The sequence below is a fragment of the Enterobacter asburiae genome, assembly GCF_024599655.1.
GTDB classification, from domain to species: domain Bacteria; phylum Pseudomonadota; class Gammaproteobacteria; order Enterobacterales; family Enterobacteriaceae; genus Enterobacter; species Enterobacter asburiae_D.
In genome coordinates, this window is the sequence record NZ_CP102247.1 from 2,541,442 (window position 1) to 2,565,371 (window position 23,930).

General features: G+C 60.6%; 6 protein-coding genes. 3 read left to right on the top strand and 3 right to left on the bottom strand.

Annotated features, from left to right (window positions below):
• Positions 1-54 precede the first annotated feature (54 nt).
• A complete protein-coding gene (locus NQ230_RS12015; protein ID WP_257257821.1) occupies positions 55-18,060 on the bottom strand; it encodes an Ig-like domain-containing protein in 18,006 nt (6,001 codons plus the stop codon).
• Between the two features lie 121 nt (positions 18,061-18,181).
• The gene (locus NQ230_RS12020) at positions 18,182-19,519 is read right to left on the bottom strand and encodes a TolC family outer membrane protein (protein ID WP_121423659.1); all 1,338 of its coding nucleotides are present in this window, start codon (positions 19,517-19,519) and stop codon (positions 18,182-18,184) included.
• Between the two features lie 740 nt (positions 19,520-20,259).
• Between NQ230_RS12020 and NQ230_RS12025 the strand changes: the two genes are divergently transcribed.
• Both NQ230_RS12025 and NQ230_RS12030 read left to right on the top strand, forming a co-directional pair.
• A complete protein-coding gene (locus NQ230_RS12025; RefSeq protein ID WP_047061832.1) occupies positions 20,260-21,003 on the top strand; it encodes a DeoR/GlpR family DNA-binding transcription regulator in 744 nt (247 codons plus the stop codon).
• 13 nt (positions 21,004-21,016) lie between these two features.
• Positions 21,017-22,084: an oxidoreductase gene (locus NQ230_RS12030; RefSeq protein WP_257257822.1), complete on the top strand. Its 1,068-nt coding sequence runs from the start codon at positions 21,017-21,019 to the stop codon at positions 22,082-22,084.
• A gap of 91 nt (positions 22,085-22,175) precedes the next feature.
• Here NQ230_RS12030 and cybB read toward each other — a convergent pair whose 3' ends face one another.
• Complete coding sequence (cybB, locus tag NQ230_RS12035) at positions 22,176-22,706, bottom strand: cytochrome b561 (RefSeq protein WP_121423657.1); 531 nt, start codon at positions 22,704-22,706, stop codon at positions 22,176-22,178.
• Positions 22,707-22,895: 189 nt separating this feature from the next.
• Here cybB and gap point away from each other — a divergent pair, with 189 nt between their 5' ends.
• Positions 22,896-23,897, top strand: coding sequence for a type I glyceraldehyde-3-phosphate dehydrogenase (gap, locus tag NQ230_RS12040; RefSeq protein WP_029740556.1), 1,002 nt, complete (start codon positions 22,896-22,898; stop codon positions 23,895-23,897).
• Positions 23,898-23,930 lie beyond the last annotated feature (33 nt).

Genomic DNA, 23,930 nt, shown 5'->3' on the forward strand with positions numbered 1-23,930 from the left:
ATTCGTGTAAACAAACGCCAAAAGGCCGCGGGGATCGCTCCCCGCGGCGTTGGTTTACGCAATTAACAGCTGATGGTTCGCCAGCAGCGTCGCCAGATCCGTCTGCACGCCGTTCAGGGTCACCAGCGTGGTCGGTGAGAACTGACCGCCTGTACCGTCCAGGTCAACCTGGATCTCGGTATTGCTGCCGTTCTGCACCACGCGGATGTAATCGCTGATATTGCCCGCGCTGCTGTCCAGCGTGGCCACGCCGTTCACATAGCTCGCCGAGCCCGTGCCGGTATAGCCGCTGCCGGAGAGCAGATCGCGCAGGTCAATACGATCCGTGTCCGCGGTCCCTTCCCAGGTGCCGACCGTAAAGCCGTTCACCACGTCGTGACCGTTACCGCCCGTTGCGTCAGACGCGTTGATCAGCTTGTAGAGCAACGTATCGTGACCGCCGCTGCCGATGTTGAAGGTGTCGTTCCCGCCGCGGCCTTCGAACTGGTTATCACCGCTGTTGCCGGTAATGACGTCGTCGAAGTTCGAGCCGTTGATCCCCTCAATGTTGAGCAGTCGTGACGTACCGAACCCGGTGTCCTGCGCGGTAGAGAGGCGCAAATCAACGGTTACGCCGGAGGTCGCATTACGGTAATCCACCACGTCCATCCCACCGGTGTTGCTCCAGGTGTCGTAGTCGGAATGGGTATTCCAGCCGCCGGAGCCGTTGTAGGTATAGGTGCCATCCTCTGCGATAAAGGTGTCGTTATACCCGGTCCCGGTAATGGTCCCACTGTGGCCGCCAGTGGCCGCTTCGGCCGTCAGGACGTAGCCCTCTTTGCCGTTGCCCGCTTCCAGACCGCTCCAGGTGACGTTATCCGACACGCCGTTGGTGATCTTCAGGATCTCAGCCGAATAGGTTTCATTCGGATCCAGACCGTAGAAGCTCACCAGCGCAGAGGTATCGTTCGACCCGATTCCGGACTGGGCGTTGATGATCTGCGAAGCCACCAGCACGCCCGCGGCGTTGTACAGGTTGACCGTGTTGCCGTAGTAGGCGTTGATGCCCTCGCTGTCAACAATGTGCAGGTGCATCGCGGTGCCGTCAGCGATGGTTTTGCTGTTTTGCACCAGCACTACCTTGCCGTTCTGCTGAGAGACCAGCAGATCCTGCGCGCCGTCCCAGTTGTAGTCCACTGCCGCCACGCCGGTCGCGTAGGCAATACCTGACGCCAGCTGGCTTGAGGTCCAGGTGGAACCGTAACCGTTGTTGGTGAACAGGGTCGCCGTCTGCGAACCGCCGTAGGTGCTGAGCTTGATGATGTCCATCTGCCCGTCGCCGTTCCAGTCCACCGCCACTGACAGATAGCCCGCCGTGGCGTTAGAGGCTTCCACCGCGCTCTTGGTGGCAGAGAGCTTCCCGGTACCGTCGTTGTAGTAAATCACCCCGCCGTTGTTGTTGTAGCTGCTGCCCAGGTACAGATCCATGTAGCCATCGCCGTTGAAGTCCGCCCACGTCATGGACGCCGCCGTGGTGGTATTCGAGGCGTTTGCCACAAACACGTTGGTCAGGTTCTGACCGATAGAGAGCGTGCCGTTGCCGTTGTTGTTGATCACGGTTAACGAGTACGCGCCGCTACGGTTGGTGTGCTGGACAATATCTACCGTGCCGTCATTGTTCAGGTCGACGCCGGAAATTTCGCGCCCGGAATCGAACTGACCGTAGAAACCGCCTTCGCCACCGGTGCCATCAGGCGACAGAACGCCGTTGTTGTTCACCAGGTAGGTCAGTGAGTCCATGCCGGCATCACCGTACGCCAGATCCAGATAGCCATCGCCGGTTTTATCGTACGCAATCACGCCGCCGTACCAGATGGTGGTCCCCATCGCCAGCTGGCTGGCGTTATAGGTGCTGCCATCGTAGGTCCACATCACCTGCGTAGAGCCCGAGTAGGTGGTCTCCGTCGCGAAGATATCCTGCGTGCCGTTACGGTCAAAGTCGGCGGCGGTCTGGCTCACCACGTAGTAGCTGCGGGTGTTGGTCAGCGTATTTCCGGCATAGGTCGAGCTATCGCTGCTGGAGTAGGACTGGCCGTTAGCAATGATATTCCACAGACCGCTGCTGTTCATGCCGAGGGTCATGGTGGAGTTGTTGCTGTTCCCCGCCGTGGTTGCCCAGTCGGTATTCACCGAGGTGGTGTCAATTACCAGGCTGCCGGTCGCCGTACCGGTGGTATTGCCGTTACCCGCGCTGCTCTTCACCTGCGCCGTCACGCTGTAGCTCGACACGCTCAGCGCATCGCCGTCAGGGATCTGCAGATACCAGGTGTTGTGATCCGGGTCGACCACCACCGCGCCGCCGGTCTGGGAGGTGTAGGTTTTTCCGTTCACCGTGACTACCAGGTATTCACCGTTCACCAGATCGGCGGAGACGGTCCCGCTGACGATCGGCGTGGTGTCCGACGTGGTCTGCGCGGTAATCGCCGCCGTGGTGGTCGGGATGCTGGTATCAACGTTCAGCACAAAGCCGTCGGATTCCGTGTAGTTACCGGCCCTGTCGGTGACGCGCACAATGTAGGTGTGGTTGCCGTCGCTCAGGCCGTTGTCCTGGAAGGACCAGCTTGCGCTGCCGTTCATGGTCACCTGGCCGAGCAGGACCCCGTCACGATAGAGCTGCACGATTTCACCATCGTCCGGGGCGCGGTTAAGCGTACCGTTGATCAGCGGCGAGTTATCGTCCGTTGCCACCGCACTGCCAAAGGTTCCCTGACGCTCGCCTTCGCCGTCGGTATAGCTCACTACCGTGCCCACCGTGGTTGGCGGCGTGGTGTCCACCGTCACCACCTGAGAGGCGGTGGAGCCGACGTTGCCCGCCTGGTCGATAATCCGCACCTGGTAGGTGTAGTCTCCGTCAGGCAGATCGCGGGTATCGGTGTAGCTCCAGCGCTGGTTGGTGACCGTGGTATCGAGCCAGGTATTTCCTCCGTCCAGGCTTATCTGTACGCGCTCGTCGCTTGCCAGCGCGCTGCCCAGCGAACCGTTGATGGTCAGCGTGGTGTCCATGGTGATGAAATCACTGCCGGACTGGCCGGTATCTTCGCTGATGCTGTCGATGGTGACGCCATACTGCGGCGCCTGCGTATCCACCGTCACCGCCTGCGAGGTGGTGGCCCCGACGTTCCCTGCCTGGTCAACGACCCGCACCTGGTAGTTATGGCTGCCGTCTGTCAGGGTACGCGTGTCGCTGTAGCTCCATTGCGTACCGCTGACGGTGGCGTACACCCAGGTGCTGCCACCGTCCATGCTCACCTGCACGAATTCACCCGCGCCGAGTTCTGCGCCGAGCGTTCCGTGCAGCGTGTACGAAGTCGAACTGGTCAGGAAGTCGTTATTGTCGAAGCCGGTATCCACGGTGATGTTATCCACGGTCACCGTAATCGCCGCATCCGGGGCGACCGTATCGACGGTCACCTGCTGATGGGCGCTGGCCCCCACGTTGCCCGCCGCGTCTACCACGCGAACGTAGTAGTCATAGGTCTGGTTACCCAGCGCGCGGCTATCGACGTAGTACCAGCTGTTGCCGGTGACGATGACGTTCTGCCAGGTGACGCCGCCGTCGATGCTGATCTGGGCATACTCGCCGTCGGCCAGCGTCGCGCCGAGCGAGCCGTGCAGCGTCAGGGACGTATCGTTGGTGATAAAGTCGCTGCTGCTCAGGCCGGTATCGTCGCTGATGCTGTCGATGGCGATAGTTTTGCTCGCGTCCGGCGCAACCGTATCAATGGTCACCACCTGGCTGGCGGTGGTGCTGATATTGCCCGCGTCGTCAATCACGCGCAGCTGGTAGTTGTAATCCCCGTCGGCCAGCGTGCGGCCATCGACGTACGTCCAGCTCAGGCCGCTGACGCTGACGTCTGTCCAGGTCACGCCGCCGTCGAGGCTGATCTGCGCGTGGTCACCGCTGCCCAGCGCCGCGCCGAGCGTCCCTTTCAGGCTGATCTGGTTGTCGCTGGTGATAAAGTCGCTGCCGGACAGGCCGGTATCCTGGGTGATGGAATCGACCGTAATCGTCGTGGCCACAGGTTTCGTCAGGTCAATCACCACGTCCTGGCTGTCCGTCGCCCCCACGTTGCCCGCGTTATCGATAACGCGCACCTGGTACTGATACGTACCGTCCGTCAGGGTGCGGCCATCGGCGTAGCGCCATGTGGTGCCGGTCACGGTCAGGTCAATCCAGGTGTTACCGCCGTCGAGGCTGATCTGCGCCTTCTCGTTATTGCCGAGCTGCGCGGTCAGCGAGCCGTTGACCACCACCTGAGCGTCGTTGGTGATGAAATCACTCGCGCTGAGGCCGGTGTCGTTTTGCAGCGAATCAATGCTAATACCCATCGACGGCGCGGTGAGATCCACGGTGACGCTGTGGTTATCGCTGCCGCTGTTGCCGATGGTGTTGCTGACCTGCGCGTTAATCACGTACGAACCGCCGTCCGCCAGCGCGGTGACGTCTGCGCTTCCGACCGTATAGCTCCAGGTGCCGTCATTCTGAACGGTCGCCGTGTAGGTTTTACCGTTCAGCGTAATGGTCACCGTCTGGCCCGCCGGGGCGTCGGTGGTTCCGCTGACGACCAGCGGCGTGCCGTGCTCGGCGGCGTTGACGATATCGTCCTGCGCAAAGGTGTTGATGGTGATGGTCGGGACGTCGCCGTTCAGCGTCACGTCGTGCGTTGCGCTGCCCGGGTTGCCCGCCCTGTCGCTTACCGACGCGGTGATGGTGTAATCCCCGTCGCTCAGGCCGAGGAAATCACGGCCCGGCACGAAGACCGACCAGGATCCGTCCGCCCCGACGGTCGCCTGATAGCTGTGCCCGTTGAAGGAGACGGTCACCGTCTGGCCCTGTTCCGCCGTGGTGGTACCACGGATCGTCTGGCCCGCCAGCTGCTCCGCGTTGTTGACGATATCGTCATCGGCCACGGTGCTGATGGTTACGGTTGGCGCGACGGTATCGACCGTTAAGGTGTGCGTGGTCTGGCCGTTATTACCCGCTTTGTCGTTGACCGAGGCGGTCACCGTCAGCGCGCCCTGGCTCAGGGCGGCCAGATCGACTGCCGGAATATCCAGCGTCCACGTCCCGTCGTTCGCGACGGTTGCGGTGTAGGATTTGCCGCCCAGCGTCACGGTGACGGTCTGGCCCACCTCCGCGCTGGAAGAGCCGTGCACGGTCAGCGGCTGCTGCGCTTCTGCCGCGTTCAGCATGTCGTCAACCGACAGCGTCGCAATGCTCACGACCGGCGCAGTGGTATCCACGCTGATGCCGTGCGTCGCCGACGCGCTGTTGCCCGCGCTGTCCTGCGCCGACACGGACACCTGATAGCTCGCGCCATCTGCCAGGGCGCCCACGTCGGCGGCCGGAACGGTGGTCGTCCAGCTGCCGTCGCTCTGGATAGTGGCCGTATAGGTCTTGCCGTTCAGCGTCACGGTAACCTGAGTCCCGCTGGCGAGCTGGGCGCTGGAGCCGCTAATCACCAGAGACGAACCGGCTTCCGCCGCGTTGATGACGTCGTCACCGCTAACGGTGTTCACCGTCAGCGCCACGGAGGCGGTGTTCACCACCACATCGTGGGTCTGGGTGCTGCTGTTGCCCGCGCTGTCGGTAATCGTCGCGCTGAGGGTCACGGTCCCGTCGTTCAGCGCGGAAATCACGCTGGCCGGAACGCCCACGCTCCAGTTACCGCTGGCGTCAACGGTCGTTGTGTACTGGTTCGAACCGATGGTGATGACCAGCTTATCGCCGACGCTCGCGCCGGTTGCCGTACCGCTGACAATCTGCGCCTGCCCATGCTCCACGCTGTTAATGACGTTATCGCCCGCGACAGCGTTAAAGCTGACGGTCGGCGGCGTGGTATCAAGCGTAATCGCTTTGCCCGCGCTGCCCGGGTTACCCGCGGCGTCGCTCACGCTGACCTGCACGGTGTAGCCGTTGTCCGCCAGCGCGGACAGGTCGGTGCCCGGCACGTTCACGCTCCAGATGCCGCCCTGCTGCACCTGCGCGGTATAGCTCTTGCCGCCCAGCGTCACGGTGACCGTCTGCCCGATTTCCGCCGTGGTGGTGCCGGAGATGGCCACGCCCGCAGCCGCTTCGCTGGCGTTAATCACGTTATCGCCAGCGACCGTATCAATGCTCACGGTTGGCGCGGTCGCATCCACGCTGTACTCGCGGCCCGCCGAGGCGCTGTTGCCGTGCGCGTTGGTGACGCTCACCTGCACGCTGGCATCGCCGTCCTTCAGGCCCGCGAGATCGGCGGAAGGCACGGTGGCCGTCCAGTTACCGTCGGCGTCCACTTTCGCGGTGTACGTCTTGCCGCCGAAGGTGATGGTGACGGTCTGGTTTTCCTCCACGTTCGAGGTGCTGCCGGACAGCACCAGATCCGCGCCTTTCTCCGCCGCGTTAATCACGTCGTCGGTGGCAATCGCATCGATGCTGACGGCAACGGCAGACAGATCGACGGTGACATCGTGGCTGATGGTCACCGGGTTGCCCGCCGCGCTCTGACCTGCAACGGTCACGGTGACCGTGCCCGCAGCCAGGGCCCCGACGTCTGCCGCCGGGATCGCCGCGCTCCAGGTGCCGTCTGCCAGCACGGAGGCCGCATAGGTTTTGCCATTGACGGTCACGGTGAGCGTGGTGCCAGCCGCCAGCCCGTCGCTGGAGCCGGTGACGATCAGGTTTTGAGTATGTTCGATGCTGTTGATCACATCGTCGCCCGCCACGGTATCAATGCGCAGACCCGGCAGGCTGGCGTCTATAACGATTTCGCGTTCGCCCGCGCCGGTGTTGCCGTGACCGTTGGTGACGGATGCTGACACGGTCAAATCGCCGTTGCCCAGCGCGGTCAGGACGGATTCCGGCACGTTAACGGACCAGGTCAGATCGCTCTGCACCGTTGCGGTGTAGCTGTTGCCGCCGATAGTCACGGTAACCGTGTTGCCCGCTTCCGCGTTCGCCACTTTGCCGCTGATGGTCTGGCCTGCGGCCACTTCCGCCGCGTTGATGACGTTATCGCCCGCCACGGTATTGATGGTGACGGTCGGCAGCGCGGTGTCCACCAGCAGGTTCGCGGAGTTATTCACGGTGTTGCCCACGCCGTTGGTTGCGGCGACGTTCAGGGTGTAGTTGGCTTCGCCGAGACCCGCCAGATCCGCCGCCGGAACCGTCAGGCTCCAGGTGCCGTCTGCCGCCGTCGTGGCCGCGTAGTTTTTACCGTTGAGGGTCACGGTCACCACGGTGCCTTCCGCGAGGTTAGCGCTGGTGCCGCTGACGCTCAGATCCTGACCTTTCTCCACAGCGTTCAGCACGTTATCGCCGCTGATAGCGTTGAAGGCCACGGACGGCAGGCCGGTATCGACGGTCACGTTATGGCTGCCGGTACCGGTGTTGCCCGCCGCGTCGGTGACTGACGCCGTGACGGTCACGGTGCCGTCCTGCAGAGCAGAAATCACGCTCGCCGGGACGCCCACGCTCCAGTTACCCGCCGCGTCCAGCACGGTGGTGTAAGTCTGGCCGCCAATCGTGACGGTGACCTTATCGCCCGCTGCCGCGCCGGTGGCGGTGCCGCTGATGATTTGCGCCTGGCCGTGCTCAGCGATGTTAATCACGTCGTCACCCGCTACGGTGTTGATGGTCACCGCAGGCACGGTCACGTCGACCGTCAGAGTGTGATCAACCGTCGCCGGGTTGCCCGCCTTGTCGCTGACGCTCGCCGTCACGGTGACACTGCCGTCGCCGAGTGCCGCCAGATCCGCCGCCGGAACGTTCAGCGTCCAGCTGCCGTCCGCGCCTGCGGTTGTGGTGTAGTCTTTGCCGTTCAGCGTCACGGTCACGGTCTGGCCCGCTTCGGCGGTGGTGGTGCCGGATACGGTCAGATCGGACTGTGCTTCAGTGGCATTCAGAATGTCGTCGGTCGCCAGGGTATTGATGGTCACGGACGGCGCGGTCGCATCCACGCTGTACTCGCGGCCCGCCGAGGCGCTGTTGCCGTTCACGTTGGTGACGCTCACCTGCACGCTGGCGTCGCCATCCTTAAGGTGTGCCAGATCCGCAGACGGTACGGTGTAGGTCCAGTTACCGCTGTCGTCTACTGTCGCGCTATAGATTTTGCCGTTCAGGCTGATGGTCACGGTCTGCCCGGCTTCCACGTTGGTGGTCGCACCGGACAGCACCAGATCCGCGCCCTTCTCCGCCGCATTAATCACGTCGTCGGTAGCGATGGAATTGATGCTGACGGCAACGGTCGCCAGATCTACCGTCACGTCGTGGCTGATGGTAATCGGGTTGCCCGCAGAGCTGTCGCCGGTAACGCTGATTTTGACGGTGCCTTCCGGCCACGCGCTCACGTCGGTGGACGGGATCGCCGCGCTCCAGGTGCCGTCCGCCAGCACCGTCGCCGCATAGTCTTTGCCGTTGACGGTGACGGTCAGCGCCGTGCCCGGCGCCAGCCCGTCGCTGGAACCGGTGACAATCAGGTTCTGCGCGTGCTCGATGCTGTTGACGACATTGTCGCCCGCCACGGTATCCACGCGCAGGCCCGGCAGGTTAGCGTCGATAGCGATCTCGCGCTCGCCGGTGCCGGTATTGCCGTGGCCGTTGGTGACGGTCGCCGTCACGCTCAGGCTGCCGTTACCCAGCGCGGTCAGCACGTCAGACGGCACGTTCACGGACCAGGTCAGATCGTTCTGCACCGTTGCGGTGTAGCTGTTGCCGCCAAGGGTGACGGTAACGGTATTGCCCGCTTCGGCATTCGCCACGGTACCGCTCAGGGTCTGGCCTGCCGCTACTTCCGCCGCGTTGATGACGTTGTCGCCCGCCACGGTATTGATGGTGACGGTCGGCAGCGCGGTGTCCACCAGCAGGTTCGCGGTGTTGCTCACGCTGTTGCCCACGCCGTTGGTGGCGGTCGCATTCAGGGTGTAATTGGCCTGGCCGAGACCGGCCAGATCCGCTGCCGGAACGGTCAGGCTCCAGGTGCCGTCTGCCGCAGTTGTGGCCGTGTAGTTTTTACCGTTGAGGGTCACGGTCACCACGGTGCCTTCCGCGAGGTTAGCGCTGGTGCCGCTGACGCTCAGATCCTGACCTTTTTCAACGGCGTTCAGGACGTTGTCATCGCTGATGGCGTTGAAGGCCACCGATGGCAGACCGGTATCGACGGTCACGTTATGCGTACCGGTGCCGGTGTTGCCCGCCGCGTCGGTGACTGACGCCGTGACGGTTACGGTGCCGTCGCTGAGGCCCGAAATCACGCTCGCCGGGACGCCCACGCTCCAGTTCCCCGCCGCGTCCAGCACGGTGGTGTAGGTCTGCCCGCCAATCGTGACGGTGACCTTATCGCCCGCCGCCGCGCCGGTGGCGGTGCCGCTGATGATTTGCGCCTGGCCGTGTTCTGCGATGTTAATGACGTCGTCGCCCGCCACGGTATTAATGGTCACCGCAGGCGCGGTGATATCTACCGCCAGGTTATGGTCCACCGACGCCGGGTTACCCGCCTTGTCGCTAACCGATGCGGTAACGGTGACGCTGCCGTCGGTTAATCCAGCCAGATCCGCCGCCGGAACGTTCAGCGTCCAGCTGCCGTCTGCGCTGACGGTTGTGGTGTAGTCTTTGCCGTTCAGCGATACGGTGACGGTCTGGCCCGCTTCGGCGGTGGTGGTGCCGGATACGGTCAGATCGGACTGCGCTTCAGCGGCGTTCAGAATGTCGTCGTTCGCCAGGGTATTGATGGTCACGGACGGTGCGGTCGCATCCACGCTGTACTCGCGTCCCGCCGAGGCGCTGTTGCCGTTCACGTTAGTGACGCTCACCTGCACGCTGGCGTCGCCGTCTTTCAGACCGGTTAGATCCGCAGACGGCACGGTAGCTGTCCATTTTCCGTCTGCATCCACGGTCGCGGTGTAGCTCTTACCGCCGAAGGTGATGGTGACGGTCTGGTTTTCCTCAACGTTCGAGGTAGTGCCGGAGAGCACCAGATCCGCGCCCTTCTCGGCCGCGTTAATCACGTCATCGGTGGCGATGGCGTCAATGCTGATGGCAACGCTCGCCAGATCCACCGTCACATCGTGGCTGATGGAGACCGGGTTACCGGCGCTGCTCTGGCCAGCAACGGTTACGGTAACCGTCCCTGCTGCCAGCGCACCCACGTCCGCCGCAGGGATCGCCGCGCTCCAGGTGCCGTCCGCCAGCACGGTCGCCGGATAGGTTTTGCCGTTGACGGTCACGGTCAGCGCCGCGCCCGCCGCCAGCCCGTCGCTGGTGCCGGTGATAATCAGGTTTTGAGTATGTTCGATGCTGTTGATCACGTCGTCACCCGCCACGGTATCCACGCGCAGGCCCGGCAGGTTAGCGTCTATGGTGATTTCGCGCTCGCCCGTTCCGCTATTGCCCACGCCGTTAGTGACGCTGGCCGACACGGTCAAATCGCCGTTGCCCAGCGCGGTCAGCACGGATTCCGGCACGTTAACGGACCAGGTGAGATCGCTCTGCACCGTTGCGGTGTAGCTGTTACCGCCAATGGTGACGGTCACTGTGTTGCCCGCTTCGGCATTCACCACCTTACCGCTGATGGTCTGCCCGGCCGCCAGCTCCGCCGCGTTAATGACGTCGTCACCTGCAATGGTGTTGATAATCACGCCCGGCAGAACGGATTCCACGTTCAGGGTGTGTGACGTGCTGGTATTGTTGCCGACGCTGTCCGTTGCCGATGCGGTAACGGTGTACAACGCTTCACCCAGCGCGCCGACCCGATCAGCCGGAACGGTAGTCGTCCATTTCCCGTTATCGTCCACCTGCGCGCTGTACGCTTTGCCGTTCAGCATCACGGTTACCACCGCGCCTGCCGCCAGGCCGGAAGCCGTACCGGAGATCGTCAGATCCTGGGTTTTCTCGGCGTTGTTGATCACATCGTCACCGGAAACGGTGTCAATGGTCAGCACCGGCGCGGTCAGGTTCACCTCCACGCCGTGCATGGTGCTGTTGCTGTTGCCCGCTTTATCGGTCAGCGCCGCGGTAATGGTGTAATCCCCGGCGGCCAGGGCGGTGACGTCCGCCGCAGGCACGCCCACGCTCCAGTTGCCTGAGGCGTCCAGGGTGGCGGTGTACGATTTGCCGTTGAGCGTGACGGTGACCACGTCGCCCGCCGCCGCGCCGGTCACGGAGCCCGTGACAATCAGAGCCTGCGCATGCTCGGCGCTGTTGATCACGTCGTCCTCGGAAATGGTGTTAATGGTCAGCTGCGGAACGGTGGTATCCACCAGCACGTCGCGATCCGCAGAGGCCGGGTTGCCCGCCTTATCAGACACGGCGGCGCTGATGGTGTAGTTGCCGTCGGTAATACCGCTCAGATCCGCGGACGGCACGGTCACGCTCCAGCTGCCGTTTGCCTGCACGGTGGTGGTGTAGTCCACGCCGTTCAGCGTCACGGTGACCGTCTGGCCCGCTTCGGCGTTGGTCACGCCGTTAACAACCAGATCCTGCTGCGCTTCGGCCGCATTGATGATGTTGTTGTCGCTGACAATGTCAATAGACACCGTCGGCGCGGTCGCGTCCACGCTGTACTCGCGGCCTGCCGACGCGCTGTTGCCGTTCACGTTGGTGACGCTCACCTGCACGCTGGCATCGCCGTCCTTCAGGCTGCCCAAATCGGCGGACGGTACGGTCGCCGTCCAGTTGCCGCTGGCATCCACCGTCGCGGTGTACGACTTGCCGCCGAAGGTGATGGTAACGGTCTGGTTTTCTTCCACGTTGGTGGTCGAGCCGGACAGCACCAGATCCGCGCCTTTCTCCGCCGCGTTGATCACGTCGTCCGACGCAATCGGGTTAATGTTGATGGCGACTGCCGCCAGATCCACCTTCACGTCATGGCTGATGGAAACCGGATTGCCCGCCGCGCTCTGGCCGTCCACGGTCACGGTGACCGTGCCCGCATTCAGCGCGCTGACGTCTGCCGCCGGAATGGCCGCCGTCCAGGTGCCGTCCGCCAGCACGGTTGCGGCGTAGGTTTTGCCGTTGACGGTCACCGTTAACGCCGCGCCCGTTGCCAGGCCTTCGCTGGAGCCGGTGATAATCAGGTTCTGTGCGTGCTCAATGCTGTTGATCACATCGTCACCCGCCACGGTATCGACGCGCAGGCCCGGCAGGTTGGCATCAATGGTGATGTCGCGCTCGCCGGTTCCGGTGTTGCCGTGGCCGTTGGTGACGCTGGCTGACACCGTCAGATCGCCGTTGCCGATGGCGGTTAAGACCGTGGACGGCACGTTGACCGACCAGCTCAGATCGTCCTGAACCGTCGCGGTCCAGGTATTGCCGCCAACTGAAATAGTGACAGTGTCACCGCTCGCCGCGCCGCTCACTTTGCCGCTCAGGGTCTGCCCGCTAGCCACTTCCGCCGCGTTAATGACATCGTCCGTGGCGACAGGGTTGATGGTGACCTGCGGCAGCGCGCTGTCGACCAGCACGCTGTGGCCGGTGCTCGCGCTGTTGCCTGCGGCGTCGGTTACGCTCGCCGTCACGACGTAGCTTGCTTCTCCGAGCGCAGAAACGTTTGCCGCCGGAACGGTGACGCTCCAGCTACCGCTGGCGTCAGTGGTGGCCGTATAGCCGATACCGTTCAGGGTCACCGTAATGGTGGTTCCTTCCGGCTGGTTGCTGGTGCCGGACACCAGCAGATCCTGGCCTTTCTCGGTCGCGTTGATCACGTCGTCAACCGCCAGGGTATTGATGGCAACCACCGGCGCGGTCAGGGAGACGTCAAACTCGTGCGTCGCGCTGGTGCTGTTACCGGCTTTATCGGTGAGGGTCGCGGAGATCGTCTGGTCGCCGTTTGCCAGCGCGCCCACGTCCGTCGCCGGAACGCCCACGCTCCAGCTGCCGGACGCGTCCAGCATGGCGGTGTAGTCTTTACCGTTCAGGGTCACGGTAATCACGTCGCCCGCCTGCGCGCCCGTGACCTTACCGGAGACGATCAGCGCCTGGCCGTGCTCGGCAATATTCACGACGTTGTCGGCCGCAACGATGTTAAATGAAATCTGCGGTACGGTGGTGTCGACCAGCACCGAGGAGCCCGCGCTGGCCGGGTTGCCTGCCTTATCGGACACGGTCGCCGTTACCGCCGCGCTGCCGTCGGTGATGCCTGCCATGTCCGCCGCCGGAACGTCGAGCGTCCAACTGCCGTCCGCCTGCACCTGCGCGGTGTACTGATTGCCGTTGAAGGTCACGGTGACCGTCTGGCCCGCTTCGGCAGTTGAGGTGCCGCTCAGGGTCAGATCCTGCGCTGCCTCTGCCGCGTTCAGCATATTGTCATGGCTGATGGTGTTGATGGTCACCGTCGGCGCGGTGGTATCGACGCTGAATTCCTGCGCCGAAGACGCCGCGTTGCCGTTCACGTTGGTGACGTTTACCTGCACGCTGGCGTCGCCGTCTTTCAGGCCGCTCAGATCGGCTGCCGGAACGGTCCAGGTCCAGTCGCCGTTGGCATCCACCGTGGTGGTATAGGTTTTACCTGCGACGGTGATGGTCACGGTCTGACCCGCTTCAACGTTGGAGGTGGTGCCGGAAAGCACCAGGTCCTGGCCTTTTTCCGCCGCGTTGAGCACGTTATCGTCGGTCACGCTGCTGATGGTGATGGCGACAGGCGCGAGATCGACGTCCACGACGGTGCCGATGGTCACCGGGTTGCCGGAAGCATCCTGCGCGCTGGCGCTGATGGTGAGCGAACCGTCCGCCCACAGGGACACATCCGCCGCCGGTACCGCCGCCTGCCAGGTGCCGTCCGCCAGTACCGTTGCCGAATAGGCTTTGCCGTTGATGGTCACGGTCACGGTGCTGCCCGCCGCCAGATCGGTGCTGGTGCCGGACACAATCAGGTTCTGATTGTGTTCAATCACGTTGATCACGTCGTCACCTGCGACGGTATCAATACGCAGTCCCGGGAGCTGGGCGTCGATGCTGAAGTCGAGAGAAGAAGAGCCGGTATTGCCGTGCGCGTTGGTGACGCTGGCGGATACGGTGAGGTCGCCGTTGCCGAGCGCGGTAAGCTGGCTCTCGCTTAACGGCAGGCTCCAGGTGAGATCGTCCTGCACGGTAGCGGTGTATGTCTGGCCGCCAAGGATAATAGTGACAGTGTCACCTAACGCCGCGTTCGTCACCTTACCGGTCAGGGTTTGCCCTGCCGCCACTTCCGCTGCGTTAACGATATTGTCGCCTGCCAGCGTATTAATCGTCACCACCGGCAGCGAGCTATCCACCAGCACATCGTGTGAGGTTGAGGCGCTGTTGCCTACGCTATCCGTGACGCTCGCCGTCACGGTGTAATGGGCTTCTCCCAGCGCGCTGACGGCCGAGGCCGGTACGGTCACGCTCCAGTTACCGCTGGCGCCGGTGGTGGCGGTGTAGTTGATGCCGTTCAGGTTAACGGTGATGCTGGTCCCTTCCGGCTGGTTGCTGATGCCGGAAAGCAGCAGATCTTCGCCCTTCTCGGTCGCGTTGATTACGTCGTCCGCCGCCAGCGTGTTGATACCGATGACAGGCGTCACGGTATTCACCACCACATCCAGCGAACTGCTTCCGGTGTTGCCGGATCGGTCGGTCACTGAGACGTCGATGGTCCATGTACCGTCCGCCAGACCCTGCACGACGGATGCGGGCAGGCCGAGGCTCCAGTTGCCCGATGCATCCACCACCGTGGTGTAATCGACGCTATTAATGGTAATGGTGACCAGGTCGCCCGCCGCCGCACCGGTGACGGAGCCGCTCAGGATCTGCGCCTGTGAATGGGCGAGCTGGTTAACGGTGTTGGTGTCGGTGACAAAGTCGTTAATGGTCACCTGCGGTACGGTCGCGTCCACCAGACCCACGCGATCGGCGCTGCTGGTGTTGCCCGCCACGTCGCTGACGGTTGCGGTCACGGTCACGATGCCATCCGTCAGGGCACCGACGTCTGCCGCCGGGACGCTCAGCTGCCAGGTACCGTCCGTCTGGACCGTGGTCTGATACGTTTTGCCGTTCAGCGTCACGGTGACCGTCTGGCCGGGTTCCGCACTGCTGCTGCCGCTTAACAGTAAATCCTGCTGCGCTTCAGCCGCGTTTATGATGTTGTCGGCGGTCAGGTTATCGAGCGTAATCGCCGGTGGCTGCGTATCCACCGTGACCACGCGCGCGGCGTCCGCGCTGTTGCCGCTGACGTTAGTGACGCTGACGCTCACCTGCGCGCGTCCGTCGATCAGGGTTTCCATCGCGCTGGCCGGTACGGTCAGGCTCCAGGAGCCGTCCTGCTGCACCTGCGCGGTGAAGGTCTGGTCAGCGAATTTCACCACCACGGTCTGCCCCGCCTCCACGCCCTGCGTCTGGCCGGAAAGGGTTAAATCACCGCCTTTTTCTGCCGCATTCAGCAGGTCGTCGCCGGAGACGGTATCAATGGTGACCGCCACGGCGTTCAGATCGAGCTCAATCGGGTGTTCAGCCGAAACGGTATTGCCCCAGGCATCTACCGCGCTGACGCTAACCGTCATGCCGCCCGCCGTCCAGGCCTGCAGATCCGCCGCCGGAACGCCGATCTGCCAGCTGCCGCTGGCGTTAACCGCAGTGACGTACTCAACGTTGTTGATGGTGACGACAATCTGCGTGCCCGCGGCCAAATGGCTGCTGGAGCCGGTAACGCTCAAATCCTGCTGCTGTTCGATGGCGTTGATCACGTCATCGCCGGAAATGGTGTTCACGCGCAGACCCGGCAGCTCCGCGTTGATATTGATATCACGCTCGCCGGTGCCGGTATTGCCGTGCGCGTTGGTGACGGAGGCGGTAAAGGTTAAATCCCCGTCTCCGAACGCCTGAAGATCCGCTGACGGGATTTTCACGCTCCAGGTCAGGTCGCTGCCAACCGTTGCGGTGTAGCTCTTGCCGCCTGCGGCGATGGTGACGGTATCGCCCGCCGCCGCGCCGGTAACGCGACCGCTGAGGGTTTGATCGACGCCCGCTTCGGCGTTATTGACCAGGTTGTCGCCCGCAAACGTATTGATAATGACCTGCGGAAGAACGGTATCCACCAGCAGATTCGCTTCGGCAGAACCGCTGTTACCCACGCCGTCGGTACCGCTGACGCTGACGGTGTAAAGCGTGTTCGCCAGATTCAGGACGTCGGACACCGGCACCTGGACCGCCCAGATACCGTTTTCGACGGTGGCCTGATAGCTGACGTTGTTCAGCGTCACGGTGACGGCGGTACCGTCCGGCAGGTTGCTGGTGCCGGTCAGGCTCAGCGGCTGCATCGTCTCCTGGGCATTCAGGACGTTATCCTGGCTGATGGCATCAATCGTAAATTCTGGCGGGTGCCCGCTCAGCGTAATGCCGTGCGTGGCGCTGCCGGTATTGCCTGCCGCGTCAGTGACGGAGACAGAAATCGTGTGGCTGCCTTCACCCAGCGCGCCCAGCACGGACGCGGGAACGCCGACGCTCCAGCTGCCGTCCGCCAGCACCACGCCGGTGAAGGTCTGGCCGCCAAGGGTTAGGGTGACCACATCGCCCGCGGCGGCACCGCTCGCCTGGCCGGAAATAATGTGCGCCTGGCCCTGCTCGCTGATATTGAGGATATCGTCGCCCGCCACGGTATGGATGGTGACGACCGGCGCGGCGGTATCCACCGTGAAATCTGCCGTCACGGACGAGCCGTTGCCCGCTTTGTCGCTCACGTTAACCGTCAGGGTGTGGTTACCCTCGTTGAGCGCCTGCACGTCGCTCGCGGCAAGCGTGACGGACCAGGTGCCGTCGCTGCCCACCGTGGCGTTATAGTTTTTACCGTTCAGGGTGACCGTGACGATCTGACCGGCTTCCGCATTCGTTTTACCGGTCAGGGTCAGCGGCTGATTGTGCTCAGCCGCATTAATGATGTTGTCCTGTGCGAGAGTATCGACAGAGACGATTGGCGCGGTGGTATCCACGCCAATCGTCTGGCTTCCGCTGACGGTGTTACCCGCCGCGTCTTTACCGCTCACGTTAACCGTCCAGGTACCGTCGCCCAGCGCCTGCGCGTCTGCCGCAGGTACGTTAACGCTCCACGCGCCGTCTGCCCCGACTTCAGCCGCGTAGGTTTTGCCGTTCAGCGTCACGGTGAGTGCGGTACCCTGCGCCAGGTTTTTGCTGGCACCGGAAAGCGTAAAGCCCGCGGATTGCTCGCTGGCGTTCAGCACGTTATCGCCAGCCGTGGTGGCAAGCGTAATGGCGGCATCGGCGGTAGAGACCGTCACGGTGATACTGCCCGCAGAGGTGGTTTTACTGCCGTCGATCTGCACGACCGACCAGGTGTGCTCCCCGTCCGTCTGGGTCGGTAATATTACCGTCCACGTGCCGTCTTTACCGACCATGGTGCTGGCAATGGTGCTGCCGCTGCTGTCTTTGATCTGAATGGTCGCGCCCGGCTGACCGGTACCGCTAAAGGTTGGGTTGCTGTCGTCCGTGATCTCGTTTGCACCCAGCACGCCCTGCTTGTCACCCGCTTTATCCGACAGCAGGAAGGTCGGCGTGGCGCTTTCAACCTCTTTGGTATTATCAATGACTTTTGTTTTAGTTTCGCCGTCACCGCCGTTTGCCAGCAGTGCCCCGATGGCACCGCCGCCTAACGCAGCTCCCGCAATCCAGCCCCACGGCGCGTCGCTTAAAACACTTTCCTGCTCGAGGAAAGGTTGAATGCTGCTAATCGGTGTGGCCTGCGCGGTTAACTCGGTCACCGCAACGCCTGACGCTTCCCCGGCATCGGCAAAAGAAATATGTGTCAGTTCCTGACGATCGTTGAACACCAGCTCTGACTGATTATGCGTCTCTGGATCTTCGACAAAATAGTTATTGCAGCGAATAACGCTGCCATCTTTCATATAAATGAGGAGGTCTTTCCCCTGGCGGACATAACGCGCCACATCCTGAGCGGAACCCTGGATTTCAATCACGCTCGGGGATGAAATAGAGACCGACAGATTTCCTTCGCCGGTTAATTTCGTTTTCTCCGCCGTTTTGCGAATGATGACATCAACAACCTTTACGTTACTCATATTTCTCTCCTTGCAGGTGTGCGGATTCCTGTGGATATGTCCACCAGACGGATGTAGCTATCCCTGGGAAAAAACACCCATTATTTTCAGTCTTACTTTGCGCAACACTGCGCGTCTTTTATTAACTCAAATCGGGTAATTTTGCGGCAGCGTTTTTCTCTATTCCAATAAGCGGCATTAAATTATCAACCGCGGAAGCATAATTAATTGCCGAACTCCAGCCGTCATACTCAGCGATTATTTTCGCTGAGGTGGCCTGCCAGACATCCTGCTCAACGCTGAGCAGATCGTTAATGCTCCGCTTGCTTAGGGTGTATTCATTTTTATAAACATCCCGGGCGCGCAGTGCATTTTCCAGCTGCTGCTTTCCGGCCTCCATTCTTCCCCGTGCGCCGGTCCAGTCAGCCTGCGCGACGGAAGCTTTTTGCAGGACATCGAAACGTGCCTGATCGACCTGAGAGGAGGCCATGGCCCGTGCGCCTTCCGCCTGACGAACGCGAGCGGAAACCGCGCCCCCCTGATACAGCGGAGCATCGATATTGAGCTGTATCTGGTCGTCCCAGTAGGAGCGGTTGTCCGATTCGTAACGGGTGCGCCCCCCTTTCAGGCTTAACGTCGGCCAGTGCTGAGACTTCGCCGTTTCAACACCATACTGGGCCGAACGTTCCATATTCTGCGCGGCCATCACCGCCGGTATCAGGGAATAATCGATGCGGTTGAGCGAGTCCGGCTCCACGGCAAGATTCACGGGCACCGGCGAATAAGCCTCTGCCTGCATTCCGGTTAATACCGCAAGCCTTGCGCGCGCGCTGTTTAGGGCGGCGTGATACTGCGCGACCGTCGCCTGCATGCCGGCAATACGCGTGCGGGTCTGGAGCTCATCGGAGGTGGAACTCACGCCCGCGTCTGCGCGCAGCTTTGCCAGCTGCTCGACGTTCCTGAGCGCCTGCACGTTTTCGATTGCCGCCTGCAGCAGATCGGAATAGCGTTTGACCTCCACATAGCTCAGCGCCGTTTTTTCCGCCACGTCCGAAAGCGTGCCCATCAGCTGGTAGCGGTAGCTGTCACGCTGGGCGGAAGACTGGCTGATGCTGTTATTGGTCTTGCCAAAATCGTACAGCAACTGCGTCAGGCTCAGCCCCCAGGCGGCTGAATTCTTCAGCGACCCGCTGGAATCGGTGGTCTGGCTGTGCCCTGTACTCCCGTTCAACGATATTTGCGGCATCCAGCCGCTGCGCGCTTCATCTATTTGTGCCTGGCCAATACCTAATTGCGCGGCCTGCTGACTAATTGACGGATCGCGATCGATAGCAAAAAGAATACTTTCTTTTAAGGTTGTGGTTGCCACCGGGGCAATACCTACCTGATTACTACTGGCGTACGCCGTATTTATGGCTAATGAAATGAATGCCAGTGCTGCTGTAAATCGGCGTAACATAGGCTTTCGTAATATCGTCATGTTATCTCCCTGACTCTGAGTGATACTCAAGCAAATACCCAAAAAGAGGTACAGATAATTAGACAAATATCTTATTTAGCTACCGTGCTGAATTTTAGGTAATAATCCCCATACCCATTTCCATTGGAGATGAGATCTGCCTGCGTCTTATTTCAATTAAGAATTTACTTATTTCTTAAACTGGTTAGCAGCATAACAAAATGTGGTATAGCCCACTACAGCCACAATGTTAATGCGGTGTTACAAGCAAGAAAAAATATGGGGTTTCTGGACAAAACTCTTAAAGTGTCCTTTCAGATGAAACATATAAACCCTCTGTTATCTAAGGAAAATTCTTAATTCTTTCTATGCACATTTTTGCGTTAATTTCAGAGCGGGTCAGACACAAAGATTTTCAAAGAAGTGTCAATTTACGTAGCCTAATGGGTATATATAAAATTAAACGCTTTTAAAAAACTAATTAAAGCAATTAAATCCCGCATAATTTCTATTAAGCAGCACTTAAAACCACACAATAGCAATGCGCTGGTTACATAACCCAAATCGTTAAATAAAACATAACAATAACATTGTGATTAACATTCAAAACGGCTTCCTTATACCTGCTTAATAAAATTTTAATAATCACCCATCTGAATCATCACGCCGATGCACATTGTCATGACCACAATCCCCTTCTCTCTGCGTCAAAATGCTGTATTATGCAATACTATTGCGACATTTTGCAGGAATGTACTCCCATGCACAAAACCGCTCGTCAACGCTACGTCCTGGATATCCTCAGCGAGCAAGGCCAGGCCAGCATCACCGACCTGGCCGAAAAGCTGCAGGTTTCAGCGGATACCATCCGTCGGGATCTGACCGACCTGGAAAACCAGGGCCTTGCGCAGAAGAACCACGGCGGAGCCATCGCACTCAACCTCTCCGCCATGAACCGTCAGGGCCGCAATACGCTGCTGCCGGAGACCAAACAGCGCCTGGGTAAACAGGTCGCACAGCAGGTTCCGCCAGGCTCCACCCTGTTTCTGGATGCCGGAAGCACGGTGATGGCCGTCGCCACCTTTCTTCAGGGGCCGCTCACCGTCATTACCCCCTCGCTGGATATCGCCCAGCATTTTAGCGACCGGGAAGACGTTGAGCTGATCCTGCTCGGCGGGAAATGGGACCACAAGCAGCGACTGTTTGCCGGAAGCGCCACGCTGTCTTTACTGTCCCGTTATCGGGCAGATATCGCCATTCTTGGGGCGTGCGCCATTCATGCCGAACTCGGTTTGAGCGCCGGTAAAGAAGCGGATGCCGAGGTAAAACGCGCGATGCTCGACGCAAGCCACGCGCACTGGATTGTCGCCGACCACCTGAAAATTAACCGCTGCGAGCCGTATCTGGTTTCCGGGTTATCCAGCATTCAACAACTCTTTTTAGATCGTCCCTGGCCTGAGCTTGGGGACCATAGCGCACTGCAGGTTACGGTGTGCGCGAATTAACGTGGAGAAGGTCATGAGTAAAGTTCAAACAATCAACATTGCGCTGATCGGGTATGGATTTGTCGGTAAAACCTTCCATGCCCCGCTGATCCAGTCTGTGGACGGGATTAAGCTGGCAGTGGTCTCTTCTCGTGATGAAGAGAAGGTTAAACGCGATCTGCCGGACGTACAGGTGGTGGCGACACCGGAAGAAGCCATTCAGCATCCTGATATCGATCTGGTGGTGATTGCCTCCCCGAACGTCACGCACGCCCCGCTGGCGACGCTGGCCCTGAACTCGGGTAAACACGTGGTCGTGGATAAGCCTTTTACCCTCGACATGCAGGAAGCCCGCGACCTGATTGCGCTGGCGGATGAAAAGCAGCTGCTGCTCTCCGTCTTCCACAACCGCCGCTGGGACAGTGATTTCCTCGGCATTAAGCAGATTATCGAGCAAGGCACGCTCGGCAAGGTTAAACACCTGGAATCGCACATCGACCGCTTCCGCCCGGAAGTGCGCGTTCGCTGGCGCGAGCAGAACGTCCCCGGGAGCGGTCTGTGGTTTGATCTGGGTCCTCACCTGATTGACCAGACGCTACAGCTCTTTGGCCTGCCGGAGTCGGTTCAGGGGAATATCGCGACGCTGCGCGACGGTGCAGAAATTAACGACTGGGCGCACGTGGTCTTAAACTACCCGGAGCATAAGGTCATTCTGCACGCCAGCATGCTGGTTGCTGGCGGTACGGCACGCTTTACCGTCCACGGGGACAAGGGCAGCGTGGTGAAAGCCAGAATCGATCAGCAGGAAGCGCAGCTGCTCGCAGGGGTGATTCCCGGCAGTGAAACCTGGGGCGAAGACGGCGACAGTATGGTGTTCTTTGGGGCTGACGGCGCACCGCAAACGATCCCTACCCCGAAAGGCGATCAGCGCCAGTATTACATCAACGTACGTGATGCGTTACTCGGGAAAATCACCAACCCTGTCCACCCTGTTGAGGCACTGGCGGTCATGGCCGTGCTGGAAGCGGCGGTGAAGTCGTCGGAGACGGGGTCAACGCAGCCGCTGGCGTTAACTGCTGAAGAGCGTGCTCTGCTGGGTTAAAAAATAAGCCGGGTGGCGCTACCGCTTACCCGGCCTACAATTCAGAGCCGTTTGTAGGCCCGTGCAAGCGAAGCGCCGCCGGGCAAGAGGGCTACTGACGCTTTTTCGGCATCATGCGCAGAAGAGTATTATCCTTCCAGAAATAGTGATGCATCAGCGCCGCCGCCGCGTGCAGGCCAATCACAAAATAGCCCAGGTTCGCCAGCGTCTCGTGCCATTCTTTCAGCACATCAACCAGGTCAAAATTTGACTCCGCCGCATGCGGCATCACCATGCCAAACGCAAACCAGTCGCTGCCCCGGTTATACATCATCACAATGCCAATCAGCGGCAGCGCAATAAACAGCAGATACACCACCAGGTGCCCCAGATGGGACATCCCCGTCACCATCGCTTTTGGCTTCGGCTGAATCGGTGGCGCACGGAATTTCAGGCGAACCAGCAGACGCGTCACCATCAGCACCAGGATACTGATACCGCACGAAACGTGGATCATATTGATTACTGGACGCGCGCTGCGCGGGAAGAAACCTTTGAATTCCATGGCGCAGTAGGCGACGATGATTAACAGAAACACCAGCCAGTGGATGCCGATTTGCAGGCTTGTATATTTAGTGCGCATGTCATTTCCCGATTAAAAACAGTTATCGCGCCAACATAATCTCCTTTCCTTAAAAATTCATTAACTTTTCTGTATGGTTTTTCAAATACTTCCTCCCGCATGAAGCATCTTCAATTGCCGCCCAGCCCGTGATGGTCTAAGCCTGGATGAGTTCAAACTGTCGCATCGACACGTTTACAGGAGAACACCATGAGTAAAATTGGCATTAACGGCTTTGGACGCATTGGACGCCTTGTTCTGCGTCGCCTTCTTGAAACCCAGGACAGTAATACCGTCGTCGCCATCAACGACCTCACCTCACCGAAAGTGCTGGCCTACCTGCTCAGGCATGATTCCAACTACGGTGGCTTCCCGTGGAGCGTAGATTTCACCGAGGATGCGCTGATTGTGGATGGTAAAACCATTGCGGTGTACGCCGAAAAAGAGGCGAAGCACATTCCGTGGAAAGCCGCAGGCGTGGATATTGTCGTGGAGTGCACCGGTTTTTATACCTCCGAAGAGAAATCACGGGCGCACCTGGATGCTGGCGCGAAGAAAGTGCTGATCTCCGCGCCAGCGGGTGAGATGAAAACCATCGTCTACAGCGTGAATGACGACACTATTGACGCCAGTGACACCATTATTTCCGTCGCATCCTGCACCACCAACTGCCTCGCCCCGCTGGCGAAAGCCCTGAACGATGCGTTTGAAATAAAAGTGGGCACCATGACCACCATTCACGCCTATACCGGTACGCAGGCGCTGGTGGATGGCCCGCGCGGGAAAGACCTTCGCGCCTCGCGGGCGGCGGCTGAGAATATCATTCCCCACACCACCGGTGCCGCAAAGGCCATCGGTCTGGTGATCCCGGCGCTGAGCGGCAAACTGAAGGGCCACGCGCAGCGCGTGCCGGTAAAAACGGGCTCGGTCACCGAGCTGGTGGCGATTCTGGGCAAGAAAGTCACCGTTGAGGAGATCAACGCCGCGCTGAAAAAGGCGACGCAGGGCAATAAATCGTTCGGGTATACCGACGAAGAGATTGTGTCGTCCGATGTGATTGGCTCGCATTATGGTTCGGTGTTTGACGCCACGCAGACGGAGGTGTCAGAAGCGGGAGAGCTGCAGCTGGTGAAAGCGGTAGCTTGGTATGACAACGAATATGGTTTTGTGACGCAGCTGGTGCGGACGCTGGATAAGTTTGCGGCGCTGTGATTTTCCCCTCACCCTAACCCTCTCCCCAATGGG